This window comes from Streptomyces sp. NPDC029138 (assembly GCF_055564375.1).
The window spans coordinates 1-15365 of sequence record NZ_JBVHWM010000077.1 but is presented as its reverse complement, the minus strand read 5'-3'; the positions used below and the strand labels follow the sequence as shown (position 1 = coordinate 15365).

The following is a 15365-nucleotide window of genomic DNA, read 5'->3' as shown; positions in this document are numbered from 1 at the left end:
CGCATGCCTCGCCGTCCCACCATTGCGGATGTGGCCAAGCTGGCCGGAGTGTCCCGCGCGACCGTCTCCTTCGTCCTCAACAACCGCCCCGGCGTCGCGTCGGCCACGCAGCAGCGCGTCTGGTCCGCCGCCGAGGAACTGGGGTGGACGCCCAGTACCAGTGCCCGAGCCCTGTCCACGGGGCGGGCCCGCGCCCTGGGACTGGTCCTGGCCCGCGAACCCGAACTGATCGGCACCGACCCGTTCTATCCCGCGTTCATGGCGGGCATCGAGGCGGTCATCTGCGAGAGCGGTGACGGACTGATGCTCCAGATGAGCCGCCCCGGCAGCGAGGTCGACACCTACCGCAGGCTCGCCGCCGACCAGCGCGTCGACGGCGTCTTCCTCACCGACCTGCGGGCCGACGACCCCCGCCCGGCGCTGGTCGCCGAACTGGGACTGCCCGCCGTCGCCGTCGGGGCCCCGGACGCCGACACCGGCCTGCCCGTGGTCAACCTCGACGACCGGCCCGCCGTTCGCGAGGCGGTACGGCACCTGATCGGCCTGGGACACCGCGACATCGCCTACGTGGCCGGCCCGGAGGAGTTCGTGCACGCCCGGCGCCGCCGCCAGGCCTGGGCGGAGGCACTCGCCGAAGCCGGCCTGCCGCAGGGGACGGCACTGCCGGGCGGCTTCACCGCCGAGGGCGGGGCTCGGGCCACGCGTGCCCTGCTCGAGCGAACGACCCCGCCGACGGCCATCGTCTACGGCAACGACCTGTCGGCGACGGCCGGCATGGCGGTCGCCCAGGACGCCGGACTGCGGCTGCCCGACCACCTGTCGGTGGTGGGATTCGACGACGTTCCCCTCGCCTCCTACACCAGCCCTCCGCTGACCACCTGCCGGGCCAACCCGTTCTCCTGGGGCCGGGCATCGGCCCAGGCACTGGTGGAGCTGATCGGGGCGGGAACCACCCCCGACGTGGAACTCGAGCCGGCCGCCCTGGTGGTGCGCGGCTCCACCGGCCCCGTGCCGGTCCGCTGAGACAGACAGACCTGCGGCGCGCAGGTGCCCTTCCGCCCCGGGACGGGTGGGAGCCGGCACCGGCCGGGCCGTACCGCAAGCGATTCATCCAGCCAGAAACGGAACCTCTCATGAAGAAGGCCCTCCTCGCCATGCTGCCGGTGGCCGCCCTCGCGCTCTCCGCGTGCGGCAGCGGCGGAGCGGACGCCGGCGCCTCCGCCGACGCCCGCGGCCCGATCACCATCTGGTACTCCAACAACGCGCAGGAAGTGGCGTGGGGCAAGCAGATGGTGGCGGAGTGGAACGCCGCGCACCCCAAGGAGAAGATCACCGCGCAGGAGATCCCCGCGGGCAAGAGCTCCGAGGAGGTCATCGGCGCGGCCATCACCGCCGGCAACGCCCCGTGCCTGGTCCTCAACACCGCCCCGGCGGCCGTACCGGGCTTCCAGAAGCAGGGCGGTCTGGTCGCGCTCGACGAGTTCCCCGACGGCAGGAAGTACCTGCAAAAGCGCGTCGGCGGCACGCTCTCGCAGTACGCGTCACCGGACGGCAAGTACTACCAGATGCCCTGGAAGAGCAACCCGGTGATGATCTTCTACAACAAGGACCTGTTCAAGAAGGCCGGGCTGGACCCGGCTCACCCCAAGCTCGCCAGTTACCAGGACTTCCTGCGCACCTCGCGCAAGCTGGTGGCCGCCAAGGCCGCCAAGGCCGCGATCTGGCCGGCCCCCACCTCGCAGTTCTACCAGTCCTGGTTCGACTACTACCCGATGTTCGCGGCGCAGACCGGCAAGCAGCTGGTCGAGGACGGCAAGGCCCAGTTCGCCTCCCCCGAGGGCATCCGCTCCGCCCAGCTGTGGAAGACCATGTACGCCGAGCACCTGGCGCCGAACGAGAGCTACAACGGTGACGCCTTCGCCGACGGCAAGGCCGCCATGGCCACCGTGGGCCCCTGGGCGGTCTCCGTCTACGGCGACAAGGTCAAGTGGGGCGTCGTGCCGGTGCCCACCGCCGACGGTACCCCCGGCAAGGGGACGTTCAGCGACGAGAAGTCCATCGGCATGTACACCAGCTGCAAGAACCGGGGGACGGCCTGGGACGTCCTGAAGTTCGCCACCGGCAAGGAACAGGACGGCAAGCTGCTGGAGGCGACCGGCCAGATGCCGATGCGCGCGGGCCTGACGGCCGCCTACCCGTCCTACTTCGCCTCCCACCCGGCCTACAAGGTCTTCGCCGAACAGGCCGAGCACACCGTCGAGGCGCCGAACGTCCCCAACTCAGTCGAGATCTGGCAGACGTTCCGTGACGCCTACACCAAGGCCGTGATCTTCGGCAAGGGCGACCTGACCGGAACCCTGAAGGGCGCGGCGGCCAAGGTGGACAAGCTCGCGGAAGACCAGTGAGCACCCGCCATGGCCTCCACCACCCATGACACCCACCGGCCCCGGCACGCCGCCGGGGCCGCGCGGAGGACGCCGGCGCCGAGGCAGCCGTGGCGGCTGCGCCTGGGCGGGCACCAGCCCATCGGCATGCTGTTCGTCTCGCCGTACCTGCTGTACCTCGTGGCGATCTTCGTCTATCCCCTCGGCTTCGCCGTGTGGATGTCCTTCCACGACTACTTCTTCGCCGCGCCCGGCGTACAGGTCGACCGGCCCTTCGTCGGGCTGGACAACTACCGGACGGTGCTGACCGATCCCGATGTGTGGCACTCCTTCGCCAACATCACCGTCTTCCTCGTCATCAACGTGCCGCTGACCGTCGTCGCATCCCTGGTCCTGGCCACGGCACTGAACACGAAACTGCCGCTGCGGTCCTTCTTCCGTACGGCGTACTACATCCCGTACATCACCGCCAGCGTCGCGGTCGTGGGTGTGTGGATGTTCCTGTTCAACTCCGACGGACTGGTCAACCGGGCCCTCGGCTCGCTGGCACCCGACCCGTCCTGGCTGGTCAGCTCGCATCTCGCGATGCCGGTCGTGGCGATTTTCGTGGCCTGGAAGCAGTTGGGCTTCTTCGTGGTCCTGTACCTGTCGGCACTGCAGAACGTGCCCCGCGAACTGTACGAGTCCGCGGCCCTGGACGGCGCCGGCCGGCTGCGCATCTTCCGTTCGATCACCGTCCCGGCGGTCCGCCCGGCCACCCTCCTCGTCCTGATCCTCGCCACCATCACCGGTGCCAACCTGTTCACCGAGCCCTACCTGCTCACCAACGGCGGCGGACCCGACGGCGCGACCACCTCGCCGGTACTGCTGATGTACCAGCGGGGTCTCCAGCAGGGGCACCCGGACGAGGCCGCGGCCATCGGCGTGATCCTCGTCGTGCTCGTCACCGCCGTCTCCCTCGTCTACCGCCGACTCGTGGAGAGGGACTGAGATGACCACCGACGTCACGCCCCGCCCGGCCCACGGGAACCACGCGGCCACCCGGCCCGCCCCTCGGTGGCGCCCCCGGGCGCTCGGATCGCGGATCGCCCTGCTCCTCGGGGCGTTCGCCTTCCTCTTCCCCTTCTACTACATGATCATCGGCTCGCTGCAGAAGGAGCCCGACTCCGGGCCGGCAGGAGCGTTCCCGAACCCGGCCAACCTCAGCCTGGACAACTACGCGGCCATCGACTCGGCCATCTCACTGGGGCGTTCCCTGGTGAACTCCGGCATCTTCACCGGCGGCGTGATCGTCTGCACCACCGTGTTCGGGCTGCTCGCCGGCTACGCCCTGGCCCGTCTTCAGTTCCGCGGGCGTGGCTCGACCTTCGCCCTGGTCCTGCTGGTCCAGGTCGTCCCCTTCCAGCTCCTGCTGATCCCGCTGTACGTCCTGATCGTCCGCGACTACGGCCTGGCCGACTCCTACGCCGGCATGATCCTTCCGTTCGCGATCAACACCAGCGCGGTGTTCATCTTCCGGCAGTTCTTCCTGCAACTGCCGGCCGCCATGTTCGAGGCGGCCCGCATGGACGGCGCCGGCGAGCTGCAGATCCTCTTCCGCATCGCCCTGCCGCTGTGCAGACCGGCCCTGCTGTCGGTCGTGCTGCTCAGCTTCACCGGCCCCTGGAACGAGTTCCTGTGGCCCTTCCTCGTCACCAAACGGCAGGACATGCAGCCCCTGGCCGTCTCCCTGGCCAACTACATCAGCACCGTCGCCTCCAGCGCGGCCAACCCCTTCGGCGCCATCCTCGCCGGAGCCTGTGTGCTCGCCGCCCCGGCGGTCGGCCTCTACCTCCTCTTCCAGAGCCGCTTCACCTCCACCGACCTCGACTCAGCAACGAAGGGCTGATCCTGTGTCCCACCGCACCACCGCCGCCGTTCCGTACACCCTGACCCGGCTCGGCGTCGTGATGTCCCCCCTGCCCGGAGAGGCCCACGAGGCCGAAGGGGTCCTCAACCCCGCCTCGGGCCGCACACCCGACGGCACCCTGCACCTGCTGCCCCGCCTGGTCGCCGAGGGCAACGTCTCCCGCGTCGGCCTCGCCGAGGTCGTCCTCGAAGAGGGAGTGCCCGTCGCAGTGGAGCGGCGCGGGGTGGTCCTCGCCCCCGACGCGGGCTGGGAACGCGGCAGGAACAACGCCGGCGTGGAGGACCCCCGCACCACCTGGATCGAGACCCTGGGCCTGTACGTCATGTCCTACGTGGCCTACGGACCGCTCGGCCCCAAGCCCGCCCTCGCCGTCTCCAAGGACCTGCTCCACTGGGAGCGCCTCGGCCCGCTCCAGTTCGCCTACCAGCCCGACCTGGACACCGACCTCAACCTCTTCCCGAACAAGGACGTCGTGCACTTCCCCGAGCCCGTGCCGGGGCCCGACGGCACGCCGTCCTACGCGATGCTGCACCGTCCCATGTGGGACCTCGGCTGGTTCCGGCCCGGTGAGGGCGTGCACCTGCCCGCCGGCGTGACCGACGAGCGCCCCGGGATCTGGATCTCCTACGTGCCCGTGGAGGAGGTCGAGCGGGACCTGAGCGCCCTGACCCGGCCCCGCCACCACCGCCTCGTCGCACTCTCCGAGCACCCCTGGGAAGAACTCAAGATCGGAGCGGGCCCGGCCCCCATCCGGGTCGAGGAGGGCTGGCTGCTCATCCACCACGGCGTCTCCGGCACCATCGACGACCCCTTCGCACAGGCGCAGACGGTCAACTACGCGGCCGGGGCGATGATCCTCGACCCCGCCGACCCGGCCCGCGTCCTGGCCCGCACGTCCGAACCGCTGATGACCCCGGAGACGGAGGAGGAACGTTCCGGCACCGTGCCCAACGTTGTCTTCCCGACCGCGATCGAGGAGATCGACGGGGTGCGCTATGTCTTCTACGGCATGGCCGACGCGCACATCGGCGTGGCCCGGCTGGACCGGTCCGAGTGAGGGCCGCGCCCACCGAGTACGCCGTCGCACTGGTCGGCTGCGGTGACTTCGGCACGTTCGTGCTGGAGGCGATACGCGACATCCCCGGACTCCGCATCGCGGCGTGCGCCGACTCCGACCGCCGGCGCGCTCAGCGACTGGCCGTGCAACACGACGCCACGGTCCACGCCGGAGTGGAGGAGGTCGCCGCCCTTTCGCACGTCGACGTGGTCGTCGTGGCCACCCCGCCGGCCGCGCACGCGGACGCCGCCGTCACCGCCCTCCAAGCGGGCAAGCACGTCTTCTGCGAGAAACCCCTCGCCCTCACCGTCGAGGACGCCACACGGGTCGAGGCGGCCGGCCGCCGCTCGCCCGGCGTCCTCGTCGTCGACCACGTACTGCGCTACAACCCGGTGCTGCGACTGCTCCAGCGGCTGGGGGAGGAGCACCTGCTGGACCGGCTGCGGCGGTTCGCCTTCGAGAACGACGCCTCCGACGAGGACCTGGGCGCGGACCACTGGTTCTGGGACCCGGCGCGCAGCGGCGGCATCCATGTCGAGCACGGTGTCCACTTCTTCGACGCCGCCAACGTTCTGATGGGCGCGGAGCCCCTGCAGGTGCAGGGCATCGAGGTACGCCGGGACGGCGGCGGCCCCGTGGACATCGTGGTGGCCACGGCCACCCACCCCGGCGGAGCGGTCGCCACCCACGCCCACTCCTTCACCCACGCCCATCGCGCCGAGCGTCAGCTGCTGCGGCTCGACTACGGCTTCGCCGAGGCCCGGGTCACCGGATGGATCCCGACGTACGCGACGGTCACGGCGTGGACCGACGAGGCGGGCGCGGCGCGCTGGGAGGCTCTGCCCGAACGGGCTGCCGAACTGCTCGCCGTACCCGGGCTGCGCCCGCACGGCGGGGAACGCGTCAGCGTGTCCGTGGCACGCGACGCGGGCTCGCCCCGGCCGGCCCGCGGCCGGGGCGTCACCCGCAGCGTGCCGCACCGCGTCGAGTGCGTCGTCGACCTCGGCGGCGAGGCCCGCAAACAGCACGTCTACGCCGAGAGCGTACGGGCCGCCATGACGGACCTCGTGCACTGCGCCGCACACGGAGGCAGACCGCGGGCCGACGCACGTGCCGGGCTCGCGGCGGTGGCTGTGGCCCGCGCGGCGACCCGGTCCGCGCGGACCGGGCGGACCGTCGCACTCTCCGCCCTGGCCCCGGCCGGGGGAGGAGTGCGATGACGGCCCCCACGGCCACGGGCGACGACGGCAGGGTGCCTTGGTGGAGGGAGGCCGTCTGCTACGAGATCCACCCACGTGCCTTCTGCGACAGCGACGCGGACGGCATCGGCGACCTGCCCGGAGCCGCCGCCCGCCTGGACCACCTGGCGTACCTGGGGGTCGACGCGGTGTGGATCACCCCGTTCTATCCCTCACCCCTGGCGGACGGCGGCTACGACATCACCGACCACACCGGCGTCGCCCCCGATCTGGGAACGCCCGACGATGTCGCGGCGCTGGTGGACAAGGCCCACGCGCTGGGCCTGAAGGTCCTGATCGATGTGGTTCCCAACCACACCTCGCACCGCCACCCGTGGTTTCGCGAGGCGCTCACCGCCGCGCCCGGCTCATCAGCCAGAGCGCGCTACGTCTTCCGGGAGGGCCGCGGCGAGAAGGGCGAACTGCCACCCAACGACTGGCAGTCCGCCTTCGGCGGCCCCGCCTGGACCAGGATCGACGAGGAGGACGGCAGCCCCGGCCAGTGGTACCTGCACCTGCACGCGCCCGAACAACCGGATCTGAACTGGCGCCATCCCGAAGTCGTCGCCGACTTCGAGCGCATCCTCACCCACTGGCTGGACCGCGGTGTCGACGGCTTCCGTGTCGACGTCGCCCACACCCTGTTCAAGGCCGAGGGCCTCCCCGACGCCGGCCCCCGCCAGCACCAGGACATCCACCGCAACCACCTGATGCCCTATTACGACCAGCCCGAACTGCACCCGCTGTTCCGTGACTGGCGGGCCCTGCTCGACCGGCACCCGGCCCCCGCCGGGGCGGTGGCCCCGCACGAACGGGTCATGGTGGCCGAGGCGGGCATCTTCGACCGCGAGCGGCTCGCCCGCTACGTCGCCCCCGGCGAGATGCAGCAGACCTTCAACTTCGCCTTCCTGGAGTGCCCCTGGGACGGGGCCGCGCTGCGCGAGGTGGTCCAGCAGTCCGCCCTCGCCATGCAGACGGTGGGCGCTCCGGTCACCTGGGTCCTCTCCAGCCACGACGCGATCCGTCCGGTCAGCCGCTACGGAGGCGGCGCGCTCGGCGAACGGCGCGCCCGGGCAGCCGCGTTGCTCATGCTGGCCCTGCCCGGCGCGGCCTACGTCTACCAGGGCGAGGAACTGGGCCTGCCGCAGGCGCACATCCCCGACGACCGGATCCGGGACCCCCTGTGGGAGCGCTCCGGGCACCGGCAGCGCGGACGCGACGGTTGTCGGGTGCCACTGCCCTGGGCGGGCACCACCCCGCCCTACGGCTTCAGCGACGCCGGCGCCGAAGAGTGCTGGTTCCCCCAGCCCGCCGACTGGGCCACACTGACCGTCGCCGCACAGCAGGCCGACAAGTCCTCCATGCTCGCCCTGTACCGGGCGGCCCTGCGCCTGCGGCGCGCCCACCCGGCCGCGGACACCGTCCCGCGCCTGCAGGGCCCCGCGAGCGGGGAGTGGTTCGCCTTCCAGCGTACGGACCGGCTGCGCTGCCTGGTCAACTTCGGGAAGCGGCCGGTCCCACTCGACGACGGCGCCCGGGTGTTGCTGTCCAGCTCACCCCTCGACGGCCGCCACGTGCTCCAGGACACCACCGTGTGGACGACCCATGAGGAGAATTCGGCATGAACGACGTGAACGACGGCCCCATCGTCGACCTGTCCGCTGTGGTCAAGGCGTATGACGTCCGCGGCGTCGTCCCCGACCAGCTCGACGAGGAGCTTGCCCGGCTCTTCGGCGCCGCGCTCGTCGAGACCACCGGCGCCACCGCGGTCGTCACCGGACACGACATGCGTCCCAGCTCACCCGCGCTGGCCCGGGCCTTCGCACGCGGCGCCGCCGGCCAGGGGGCCGACGTGGTGGAGATCGGCCTGTGCTCCACGGACGAGCTGTACTTCGCCAGCGGCACCCTGGACCGGGCGGGCGCCATGGTCACCGCCAGCCACAACCCGGCCCGCTACAACGGCATCAAGATGTGCCGGGCGGGAGCGGTCCCGGTCGGCCAGGACACCGGCCTGCGGGAGATACGCGCCCGGGTGGAACGCTGGGCGGCCGGCGAACGGCTCCCCGCACCCGGCCGCGCCCCGGGCTCGATCACCCGCCGTGACCTGCTCGGGGAGTACGCGGCCCACCTGCGCGGCCTGGTCGACCTCTCCGCGGTCCGCCCCCTGCGGATCGTGGTGGACGCCGGCAACGGGATGAGCGGCCTGACCGTGCCGGCGGTCTTCCGTGACACGCCGGTGGAGATCGTCCCCCTGTACTTCGAACTCGACGGCACCTTCCCGAACCACGAAGCCAACCCCCTCGATCCGGCCAACATCGTCGACCTGCAGCGCGCCGTCCGCACCGGCGGGGCCGACCTGGGCCTCGCCTTCGACGGGGACGCCGACCGCTGCTTCGTGGTCGACGAGCGCGGCGAGCCCGTCTCCCCCTCCGCCGTCACCGCGCTGATCGCCGCGCGCATGCTCGCGGACCACCCGGGCAGTACCGTCCTGCACAATCTGATCACCTCCAGGACCGTGCCGGAGGTCGTCCGCGAGCACGGCGGCAACCCGGTCCGCACGCGCGTGGGGCACTCCTTCATCAAGGCCGAGATGAGGCGCACCGGCGCTGTGTTCGGCGGCGAACACTCGGCGCACTACTACTTCCGCGACTTTTTCCACGCGGACACCGGCATGCTGGCCGCCCTGCACGTCGTTGCGGCACTCGGCAGCCGGCCGGAACCCTTTTCGCACCTGGTGCGCGCCTACCAGCGCTATGCGGCCTCGGGGGAGATCAACAGCACGGTCCGGGACCAGGCGGCCACGATCGCCGCCGTGCGGCAGGCGTTCACCGGCCCCGGCACGCGGATCGACGAACTCGACGGCCTGACTGTCACCACCGACGACTGGTGGTTCAACCTGCGCCCCTCCAACACCGAGCCGCTGCTGCGGCTCAACGCCGAGGCCGTGGGCAGACAGACGCTGGAGCGGATCACCGACGAGGTACTGGCGCTCGTCCGCGGGTGACGCGCAGGGCGATGATCGCCCCACTTTGCGCAGTGCGGCGTCGGCGCCCGCCTGGGGCGCCGACGCCGAGCCTTCCACGAGGGCGGCGACGGCGGGTCAGACTTGCTCGGCAGGGCTGACGACATTCTTCCTTCGTCGATGCCGTCGGGTTGTTCGACGGCGTAGCCGATGGTGGAGGCGATGGCGGACGGCGGCATGGCGATCTCCTCGCGTTGCCGGGGCATCGCGGCCACGGCCTCGGGGCCGGCTCTTCTGCCGACGCCTTCGGCGCTGGTGAAGCCGAGCGAGACGAGGGTGACACGCAGGTCGGGCCCGGATTCCTCGCGCAGTCCCTCGGTGAGCACCTTCACCGCCGCCTTGGTGGCCGCGCACCCCGCCTGTGGGCTCTTGACGACGTAGGACGGGCGGAGTCGGACGCGCCGTTCGCCGCGGAGGCGCCCCGCCTCAACGAACCGACTCGAGCGAGGCGCGCGGGCTGGTGGAGCACGGCACGACGGGCGTGCGGCGCGTCGACGCCCGGGGAGGACGGCGGCGCGGCGACGAGGCCGCGCTGTTCGTCCAGTCGTTCCGCCCGGGCCGGGCGCTCTCCGTTGAACCGGATCCTCCGCCAGGGCACCCGACACGGGAAGGCCGAAGCGGCCTGCCGGGATGTTGAACCGGCAGGCCGCTTCGGCTCGGTGGTGTCAGAAGAACAGCAGACTGATCGGCTGGAGCAGGATGATGGCGACCACGGAGGCCAGGGAGACACCGACCGTGCAGGTCTTGAGGGTGCCGCGGGTGGTCTGCCCCATCAGTGACTGCAGCAGCCAGAAGGTGTTGCTGGTGACGTGGACGGCGAAGAGCGAACCGGTCCCCGCGGCCAGGGCGATCAGCACGGGGTCGATGCCGAGGCCGGGGGCGAGCGGGGCGAGGATGCCGGCGGCCGTGATGGCGGAGATGGTCACCGAGCCGACCGCGATGTGCAGGACCGCGGCGATCAGCCACACCAGCAGCAGTGGAGCGAAGGTATGGGCGCCGAAGTAGCCGCGCAGGATGTCGCCGAGGCCACCGGCGGCGACCACGGCGGCGAGCGAGCCGCCGACGGCCGTGAGGATGAGGATCTGGCCGCTGTCCTTGAACCCGCGGGTGATGGCGTCGTCGACCCGCTCCCGGCCCATGTGCATCCGGCCGACGACCACGGTGCCGATGAGTCCGACGAGCAGGGCGACGACCGGGTCGGCGAGGAAGGCGAGCACGCGGTTGTGCCAGCCCGCGGCCTCCGCGATGGCCCCCGCGGCGATCAGCAGCAGGGCCAGCAGGAGCGGGGCGAAGCTGAGCAGCAGGTGGGGCCGGCCGGCGGCGGTCTCCGCCTCCTCCGCGTCCGCCCCGGCGCCGTCGGGGCCGACGAGCGTGGCCGTGGCCGCCCCGGCAGATGACGAGTCCGTCCCGTGCCGGGTGACCTGCGACCGGGCCGCGGTCTGCTGTCCGGCCCCGGCCGTCTGCTCGGTGTGCGCCTCGTCACCGGCCGCGAGACCGGCCTCGTGGGTCAGGGCCGTCTCGTCGTTGGCGGGGTTCCAGAAGCCCTTGCGGAACAGGAAGGTCATGATCGCGACGGAGATGATGATGGTCGGGACGATCAGGACCAGGCCCCACAGCAGCATGGTGCCGAGCGGTACGTGCAGCAGAGCGGCGAGGGCGAGTGCGCCCACACCCGGGACGACGAGGACGATGCCGCACTCCAGTGCGATGGCCATGGCGACGGCCATCCGCGGCGTCCCCAGGTGACCGATCCGGCGGGCAGCGGAGCGGGCGAGCGGAGCGGAGATGACCAGCAGCACGTCCAGGTAGATGGACTGCAGCAGGGTGCCGATGGTGAGGGCCAGCGAATAGGGCAGCCGTTTGGGCCCGAACAGCCGGATCAGCCGGTGGACCAGTTCCTCGATGGTGCCCATCTCCTGGAGGATCGCGCCCATCAGGACGCCGAAGGCGATCAGGAGGCCCACCTCGGCCATGATGTCGCCGAAGCCCTTCGTGATCGTCTGGACGGTCTTGTCCAGGCCGAGTTCGGTCGTCAGCCCCAGGTAGAGGGAGCCCAGCACCAGGGAGATCACTGGGTTCACATGGAATCTGACGATCAGGACGACGGTGGCGATGATGGCCACGGCCGTGTTGACCAGGACCGGGACGTCTGACATACCGCTCGCTCCTTGACTGCGGCCCCAGGGGGCCGTGCTGTGCGGGTGGGAGCAGTGGTCGGCGGACTGCTGATGCTGCGACGCCAGTGTCACCGCTCGCGTGAAGTTACTCGGATAACCGAGGCCCGTGGGATGGCAACTCATGATGAGGGGATGGCCACTCCAGGTCAATGGTTGAGGCGAAAACGAAATTGCCCCACAGGCTCTGCCTGACATCCACTTATTTCCTCCCTGACCCCCTTGCCGGCCGCCGGTCACCCCATAAGGCCGCTTGACGGAGGCTGCTCTTCGCCCGCATGCTGAGTTGAGAACCCACATTGTGAGCGGCACTAGGAGAGTGCTCATGGCTGGAAGCAGCGAGAGCGAGGGGTGCCCGCAAGGGCCCCTGGCAGGCCTGCGCGTGGTGGAACTGGGCAACTTCATCGCCGCCCCCTCCGCGGGCCGGCTGATGGCCGACTTCGGCGCGGACGTCGTCAAGGTGGAACGGCCGGTCGGCGGCGACGAACTGCGCCGCTGGCGGCTGCACGAGGGCGACACGTCGTTGTTGTTCCGGGCGATGAACCGGAACAAGCGTTCCCTCACCCTGGACCTGAAGCACCCGGAGGGCCGGGACGTAGCCCTGCGGCTGATCCGCCGCTGCGACATCGTGCTGGAGAACTTCCGGCCCGGCACGCTGGAGCGCTGGGGGCTGGGCATCGAGCAGATGCGCGAGGTCAACCCCGGCGTGATCCTCACCCGTATCTCGGGCTACGGGCAGACCGGCCCCTACCGTGACCGGCCCGGCTTCGGGGGAGTGGCGGAGGCGATCGGCGGGCTGCGGCACCTGACCGGCTACCCGGACCGGCCGCCGACCCGGGTCGGCGTCAGCCTGGCCGACTCCGTCGCCGGCCTCTACGCGGTCATCGGCGCGCTCGCCGCCCTGCACCGGCGCGCGGCCACCGGCCGGGGCGACACGGTCGACGTCGCTCTGTACGAGGCGGTCTACTCCCTGATGGAGTCCCTGACCCCCGACTACGACGCCTTCGGGGTGGAGCGGGAACGCAGCGGAAGCTCCCTGCCGGGCATCGCACCGTCCAACACCTACCTGTGCTCCGACGGCCGGTACGTCGTGATCAGCGGCAACGGCGACTCGATCTTCAGGCGGCTGATGCAGGTGATCGGCAGGCCCGATCTGGCCTCCGACCCGGATCTCGCCGACAACGCCGGGCGGGTACGGCACGCCGAGGCACTGGACGACGCCATCTCCGCATGGACCGGCGGCCTGCCGCACGACGAGGTGCTCAAGCTCCTGGACGACGGACAGATCCCGTCCGGACCCATCTTCACGGCCGCGGAGATCGCCACGGACCCGCACTTCGCGGCGCGCGGCATGCTCGAGCGTCACCGGGTGGCCGTCGCCGCCGACGACGAGCGGGAGGTGGCCTTCCCGGGTGTCGTGCCCCGGTTCACCGAGCAGCCGGGTCGCACCCGCTGGCTCGGCCCGGAACTGGGCGAGCACACCGACGCCGTCCTGGCCGAGATCGGAATCGACGCGCAGCGCCGCGCGGCGCTGCGCGACATGGGAGTGGTGTGAATGAACGGCATGCCCGAACAGGTCCTGATCACGGAGGTCCTGCTCCGTGACGGACTGCAGATGGAACCGGTGATCGTGCCGACGGCGGACAAGCTCCGGCTCGCCTACGGCTTCCTGGAGGCCGGGCTGACCTCCCTGGAGATCGGCTCCTTCGTCCACCCTGCGAAAGTTCCGCAGATGGCGGACACCGACCGCCTGGCCGCACAGCTGCGCGCCGGGGAATCGGCCTCCCTGCACACGCTGGTCTTCAACGAGCGCGGTGCCCGCCGCGCGCTGGACGCCGGAGTCCGCCACGTCCGCCTGACCGTCTCGGCCAGCGACGGCCACAGCCGGGCCAACGCCGGCGTGCCCACCGCGGAGGCGCTGGACCGGCTCAAGCCCGCCGCGGAGCTGCTGGCCGAGGCCAGGGTCCAGCTGGAGGCCACCATCGCCACGGCCTTCGTCTGCCCCTTCGACGGCGAGACACCACCCGAACTGGTGGTGCGGATCGCCGACCGTCTGACCGGCCTGGGCATCTCGGTGCTCCACCTCGCCGACACCATCGGCGCGGCCAGCCCCTGGCACATCCGGCGGACGGTGAAGGCCGTCCAGGCGCGGCTGCCGCACATGCCGGTGGGCCTGCACCTGCACAACACCTACGGCATGGCCTCCGCCAACGCCTGGGAGGCCCTCCAGCTCGGTGTCCGCCGGTTCGACGCCGCGCTCGGCGGGATCGGGGGCTGCCCGTTCGCGCCCGGCGCCGCGGGGAACATCGCCACCGACGACCTGGTCAACCTCTTCCACCAAGCCGGCATCGCCACCGGCATCGACGTGGAGCGGCTGGCCGCGCTCCGCGAGGAACTGCGCGTCCTGCTCGGGCGCAAGCTGGACTCGGCACTGTCGGCCGTGCCCGCGGCGCCGGCACCTCTGCGTGCCGGGCACGCACCCGGCTGACATACGGTATGTCCTCGTAGACAGCAGAGTCCTGGCGGGGAGACGCGGCGATGAGCGAGAACGAGAGAGGCGGCACCGCGCCGCTGCTTGTCCTGAACAAGATTCGGCAGATCCTCGAGTGCTTCACCGTCGAGCAGCCGGAACTGAATCTCCAGCAGATCACCAAGGCCACCGGCCTCCCCGCCAGCACCTGCCAGCGCCTGGTGCACAACCTCACCCGCGAGGGCTTCCTCGACCGCGTCGACGACACCTATCGCATCGGCCTCGGGCTGGTCCGCTGGGCGGCGCCGGGCACCTTCGGCCTGGACATGGTCCAGTTGACCCGCCCGGCCCTCCAACAGCTGCGTGACCGCACCGGTGAGACGGCCTGCCTGTACGTGCGCGACGGGGCGTTCCGCACCGTGGTGTCGCTCGCCGAGACCCGGCACGTGGTCATGCGGCTGTTCATGATCGGCATGGTGATGTCCCTGCACGCCGGGTCGGCCGGCAAGGTCTTCATGGCCTTCGACCCCTCGGCGCGCCGTGCCGCGGTCAGCCACGGTCTCACCCGCCACACCGCGCGCACCGTCGTCGACATCGACGTGCTGGACCGGCAGCTGGAGGAGATCCGCCGCAGCGGTTTCTCGGCATCGTTCGAGGAACGAGACCTGGGTGCCGCCTCGATCAGCGCACCGGTCTTCGGCAGCAGCGGCGACCTGGTCGCCGCCATCGGGATCGGCGCGCCGACCCAGCGCCTCACACCGGCCGACGTGAGCCGCCTCGCCCCGGTGGTCGTCGAGGCGGGCGAGGAGGCGTCACGTCGCCTCGGCTACCGCCCCGGCAGCCGTCTGTAGCCGACCGGCGCGGCCCGGCCGGATCTGCGGACGATGACGCGACCGCGGTCAGTGCCGTACCTTCCGGCTCTCATGCCCCAGAGATCTCTGTTTCTCCGGCCAGGGTGGGAAGACGTGTCCGTCCACTCACCCTGGCTGCCGTAGCCGCTGAAGCACTTCGTCAACGCCCGCATGCCGAGCCGGGGTCGGGGGGGGTGTCCCCAACACCGCGACCAACAACACGCAGCTTCACGACTCCCCCACCGACGTCGGGCGAACTC

The 15365-nt window shown here is 71.3% G+C and carries 12 protein-coding genes; 11 read left to right on the top strand and 1 reads right to left on the bottom strand.

Annotated features, from left to right (window positions below; genetic code table 11):
• Nucleotides 1–3: 3 nt before the first annotated feature.
• The 8 genes from ACZ4WH_RS37740 (at nt 4) to ACZ4WH_RS37705 (ending at nt 9592) form a co-directional block, all read left to right on the top strand.
• Nucleotides 4–1023 (top strand): LacI family DNA-binding transcriptional regulator, encoded by a 1020-nt coding sequence (locus tag ACZ4WH_RS37740; protein ID WP_468189495.1) that lies wholly within the window; start codon nt 4–6, stop codon nt 1021–1023.
• A gap of 110 nt (nt 1024–1133) precedes the next feature.
• On the top strand, nt 1134–2405 hold the full coding sequence (locus tag ACZ4WH_RS37735) for an extracellular solute-binding protein (RefSeq protein WP_468189493.1): 1272 nt from the start codon (nt 1134–1136) through the stop codon (nt 2403–2405).
• A gap of 9 nt (nt 2406–2414) precedes the next feature.
• Entirely contained in the window at nt 2415–3374 is a 960-nt protein-coding gene (locus ACZ4WH_RS37730) for a carbohydrate ABC transporter permease (RefSeq protein ID WP_468189492.1), read from the top strand.
• 1 nt (nt 3375) lies between these two features.
• Nucleotides 3376–4272, top strand: a complete 897-nt coding sequence (locus tag ACZ4WH_RS37725; protein ID WP_468189490.1) for a carbohydrate ABC transporter permease — start codon at nt 3376–3378, stop codon at nt 4270–4272.
• A gap of 4 nt (nt 4273–4276) precedes the next feature.
• Complete coding sequence (locus tag ACZ4WH_RS37720; RefSeq protein WP_468189488.1) at nt 4277–5350, top strand: glycoside hydrolase family 130 protein; 1074 nt, start codon at nt 4277–4279, stop codon at nt 5348–5350.
• Nucleotides 5347–6570 carry a Gfo/Idh/MocA family protein gene (locus ACZ4WH_RS37715; protein ID WP_468189486.1) on the top strand — a complete coding sequence of 408 codons (1224 nt, stop codon included), beginning with the start codon at nt 5347–5349 and terminating at the stop codon, nt 6568–6570. Before ACZ4WH_RS37720 ends, ACZ4WH_RS37715 begins: the two co-directional genes overlap by 4 nt.
• The gene (locus ACZ4WH_RS37710; RefSeq protein ID WP_468189484.1) at nt 6567–8213 is read left to right on the top strand and encodes a glycoside hydrolase family 13 protein; all 1647 of its coding nucleotides are present in this window, start codon (nt 6567–6569) and stop codon (nt 8211–8213) included. Before ACZ4WH_RS37715 ends, ACZ4WH_RS37710 begins: the two co-directional genes overlap by 4 nt.
• Before the next feature lie 20 nt (nt 8214–8233).
• Nucleotides 8234–9592 (top strand): phosphomannomutase/phosphoglucomutase, encoded by a 1359-nt coding sequence (locus ACZ4WH_RS37705; RefSeq protein ID WP_468189547.1) that lies wholly within the window; start codon nt 8234–8236, stop codon nt 9590–9592.
• 683 nt (nt 9593–10275) lie between these two features.
• Here the strand turns inward: ACZ4WH_RS37705 and ACZ4WH_RS37700 are convergent.
• Complete coding sequence (locus ACZ4WH_RS37700) at nt 10276–11766, bottom strand: GntP family permease (RefSeq protein WP_468189482.1); 1491 nt, start codon at nt 11764–11766, stop codon at nt 10276–10278.
• Between the two features lie 343 nt (nt 11767–12109).
• Here ACZ4WH_RS37700 and ACZ4WH_RS37695 point away from each other — a divergent pair, with 343 nt between their 5' ends.
• From ACZ4WH_RS37695 to ACZ4WH_RS37685, 3 genes are read left to right on the top strand one after another with little or no spacing between them, the layout of a single operon-like run.
• Nucleotides 12110–13339, top strand: a complete 1230-nt coding sequence (locus ACZ4WH_RS37695; RefSeq protein ID WP_468189480.1) for a CaiB/BaiF CoA transferase family protein — start codon at nt 12110–12112, stop codon at nt 13337–13339.
• A 9-nt stretch (nt 13340–13348) separates the two neighbouring features.
• Nucleotides 13349–14272, top strand: coding sequence for a hydroxymethylglutaryl-CoA lyase (locus tag ACZ4WH_RS37690; RefSeq protein ID WP_468189478.1), 924 nt, complete (start codon nt 13349–13351; stop codon nt 14270–14272).
• Between the two features lie 50 nt (nt 14273–14322).
• Nucleotides 14323–15105, top strand: a complete 783-nt coding sequence (locus ACZ4WH_RS37685) for an IclR family transcriptional regulator (protein WP_468189476.1) — start codon at nt 14323–14325, stop codon at nt 15103–15105.
• Nucleotides 15106–15365 lie beyond the last annotated feature (260 nt).

What these genes read in the sequence shown, in the direction of transcription:
- ACZ4WH_RS37700 (WP_468189482.1), bottom strand. Translation starts at nt 11,766, where the DNA reads ATGTCAGACGTCCCGGTCCTGGTCAACACGGCCGTGGCCATCATCGCC.
- ACZ4WH_RS37730 (WP_468189492.1), top strand. Translation starts at nt 2,415, where the DNA reads ATGGCCTCCACCACCCATGACACCCACCGGCCCCGGCACGCCGCCGGG.
- ACZ4WH_RS37685 (WP_468189476.1), top strand. Translation starts at nt 14,323, where the DNA reads ATGAGCGAGAACGAGAGAGGCGGCACCGCGCCGCTGCTTGTCCTGAAC.
- ACZ4WH_RS37735 (WP_468189493.1), top strand. Translation starts at nt 1,134, where the DNA reads ATGAAGAAGGCCCTCCTCGCCATGCTGCCGGTGGCCGCCCTCGCGCTC.
- ACZ4WH_RS37725 (WP_468189490.1), top strand. Translation starts at nt 3,376, where the DNA reads ATGACCACCGACGTCACGCCCCGCCCGGCCCACGGGAACCACGCGGCC.
- ACZ4WH_RS37690 (WP_468189478.1), top strand. Translation starts at nt 13,349, where the DNA reads ATGCCCGAACAGGTCCTGATCACGGAGGTCCTGCTCCGTGACGGACTG.
- ACZ4WH_RS37710 (WP_468189484.1), top strand. Translation starts at nt 6,567, where the DNA reads ATGACGGCCCCCACGGCCACGGGCGACGACGGCAGGGTGCCTTGGTGG.
- ACZ4WH_RS37695 (WP_468189480.1), top strand. Translation starts at nt 12,110, where the DNA reads ATGGCTGGAAGCAGCGAGAGCGAGGGGTGCCCGCAAGGGCCCCTGGCA.
- ACZ4WH_RS37740 (WP_468189495.1), top strand. Translation starts at nt 4, where the DNA reads ATGCCTCGCCGTCCCACCATTGCGGATGTGGCCAAGCTGGCCGGAGTG.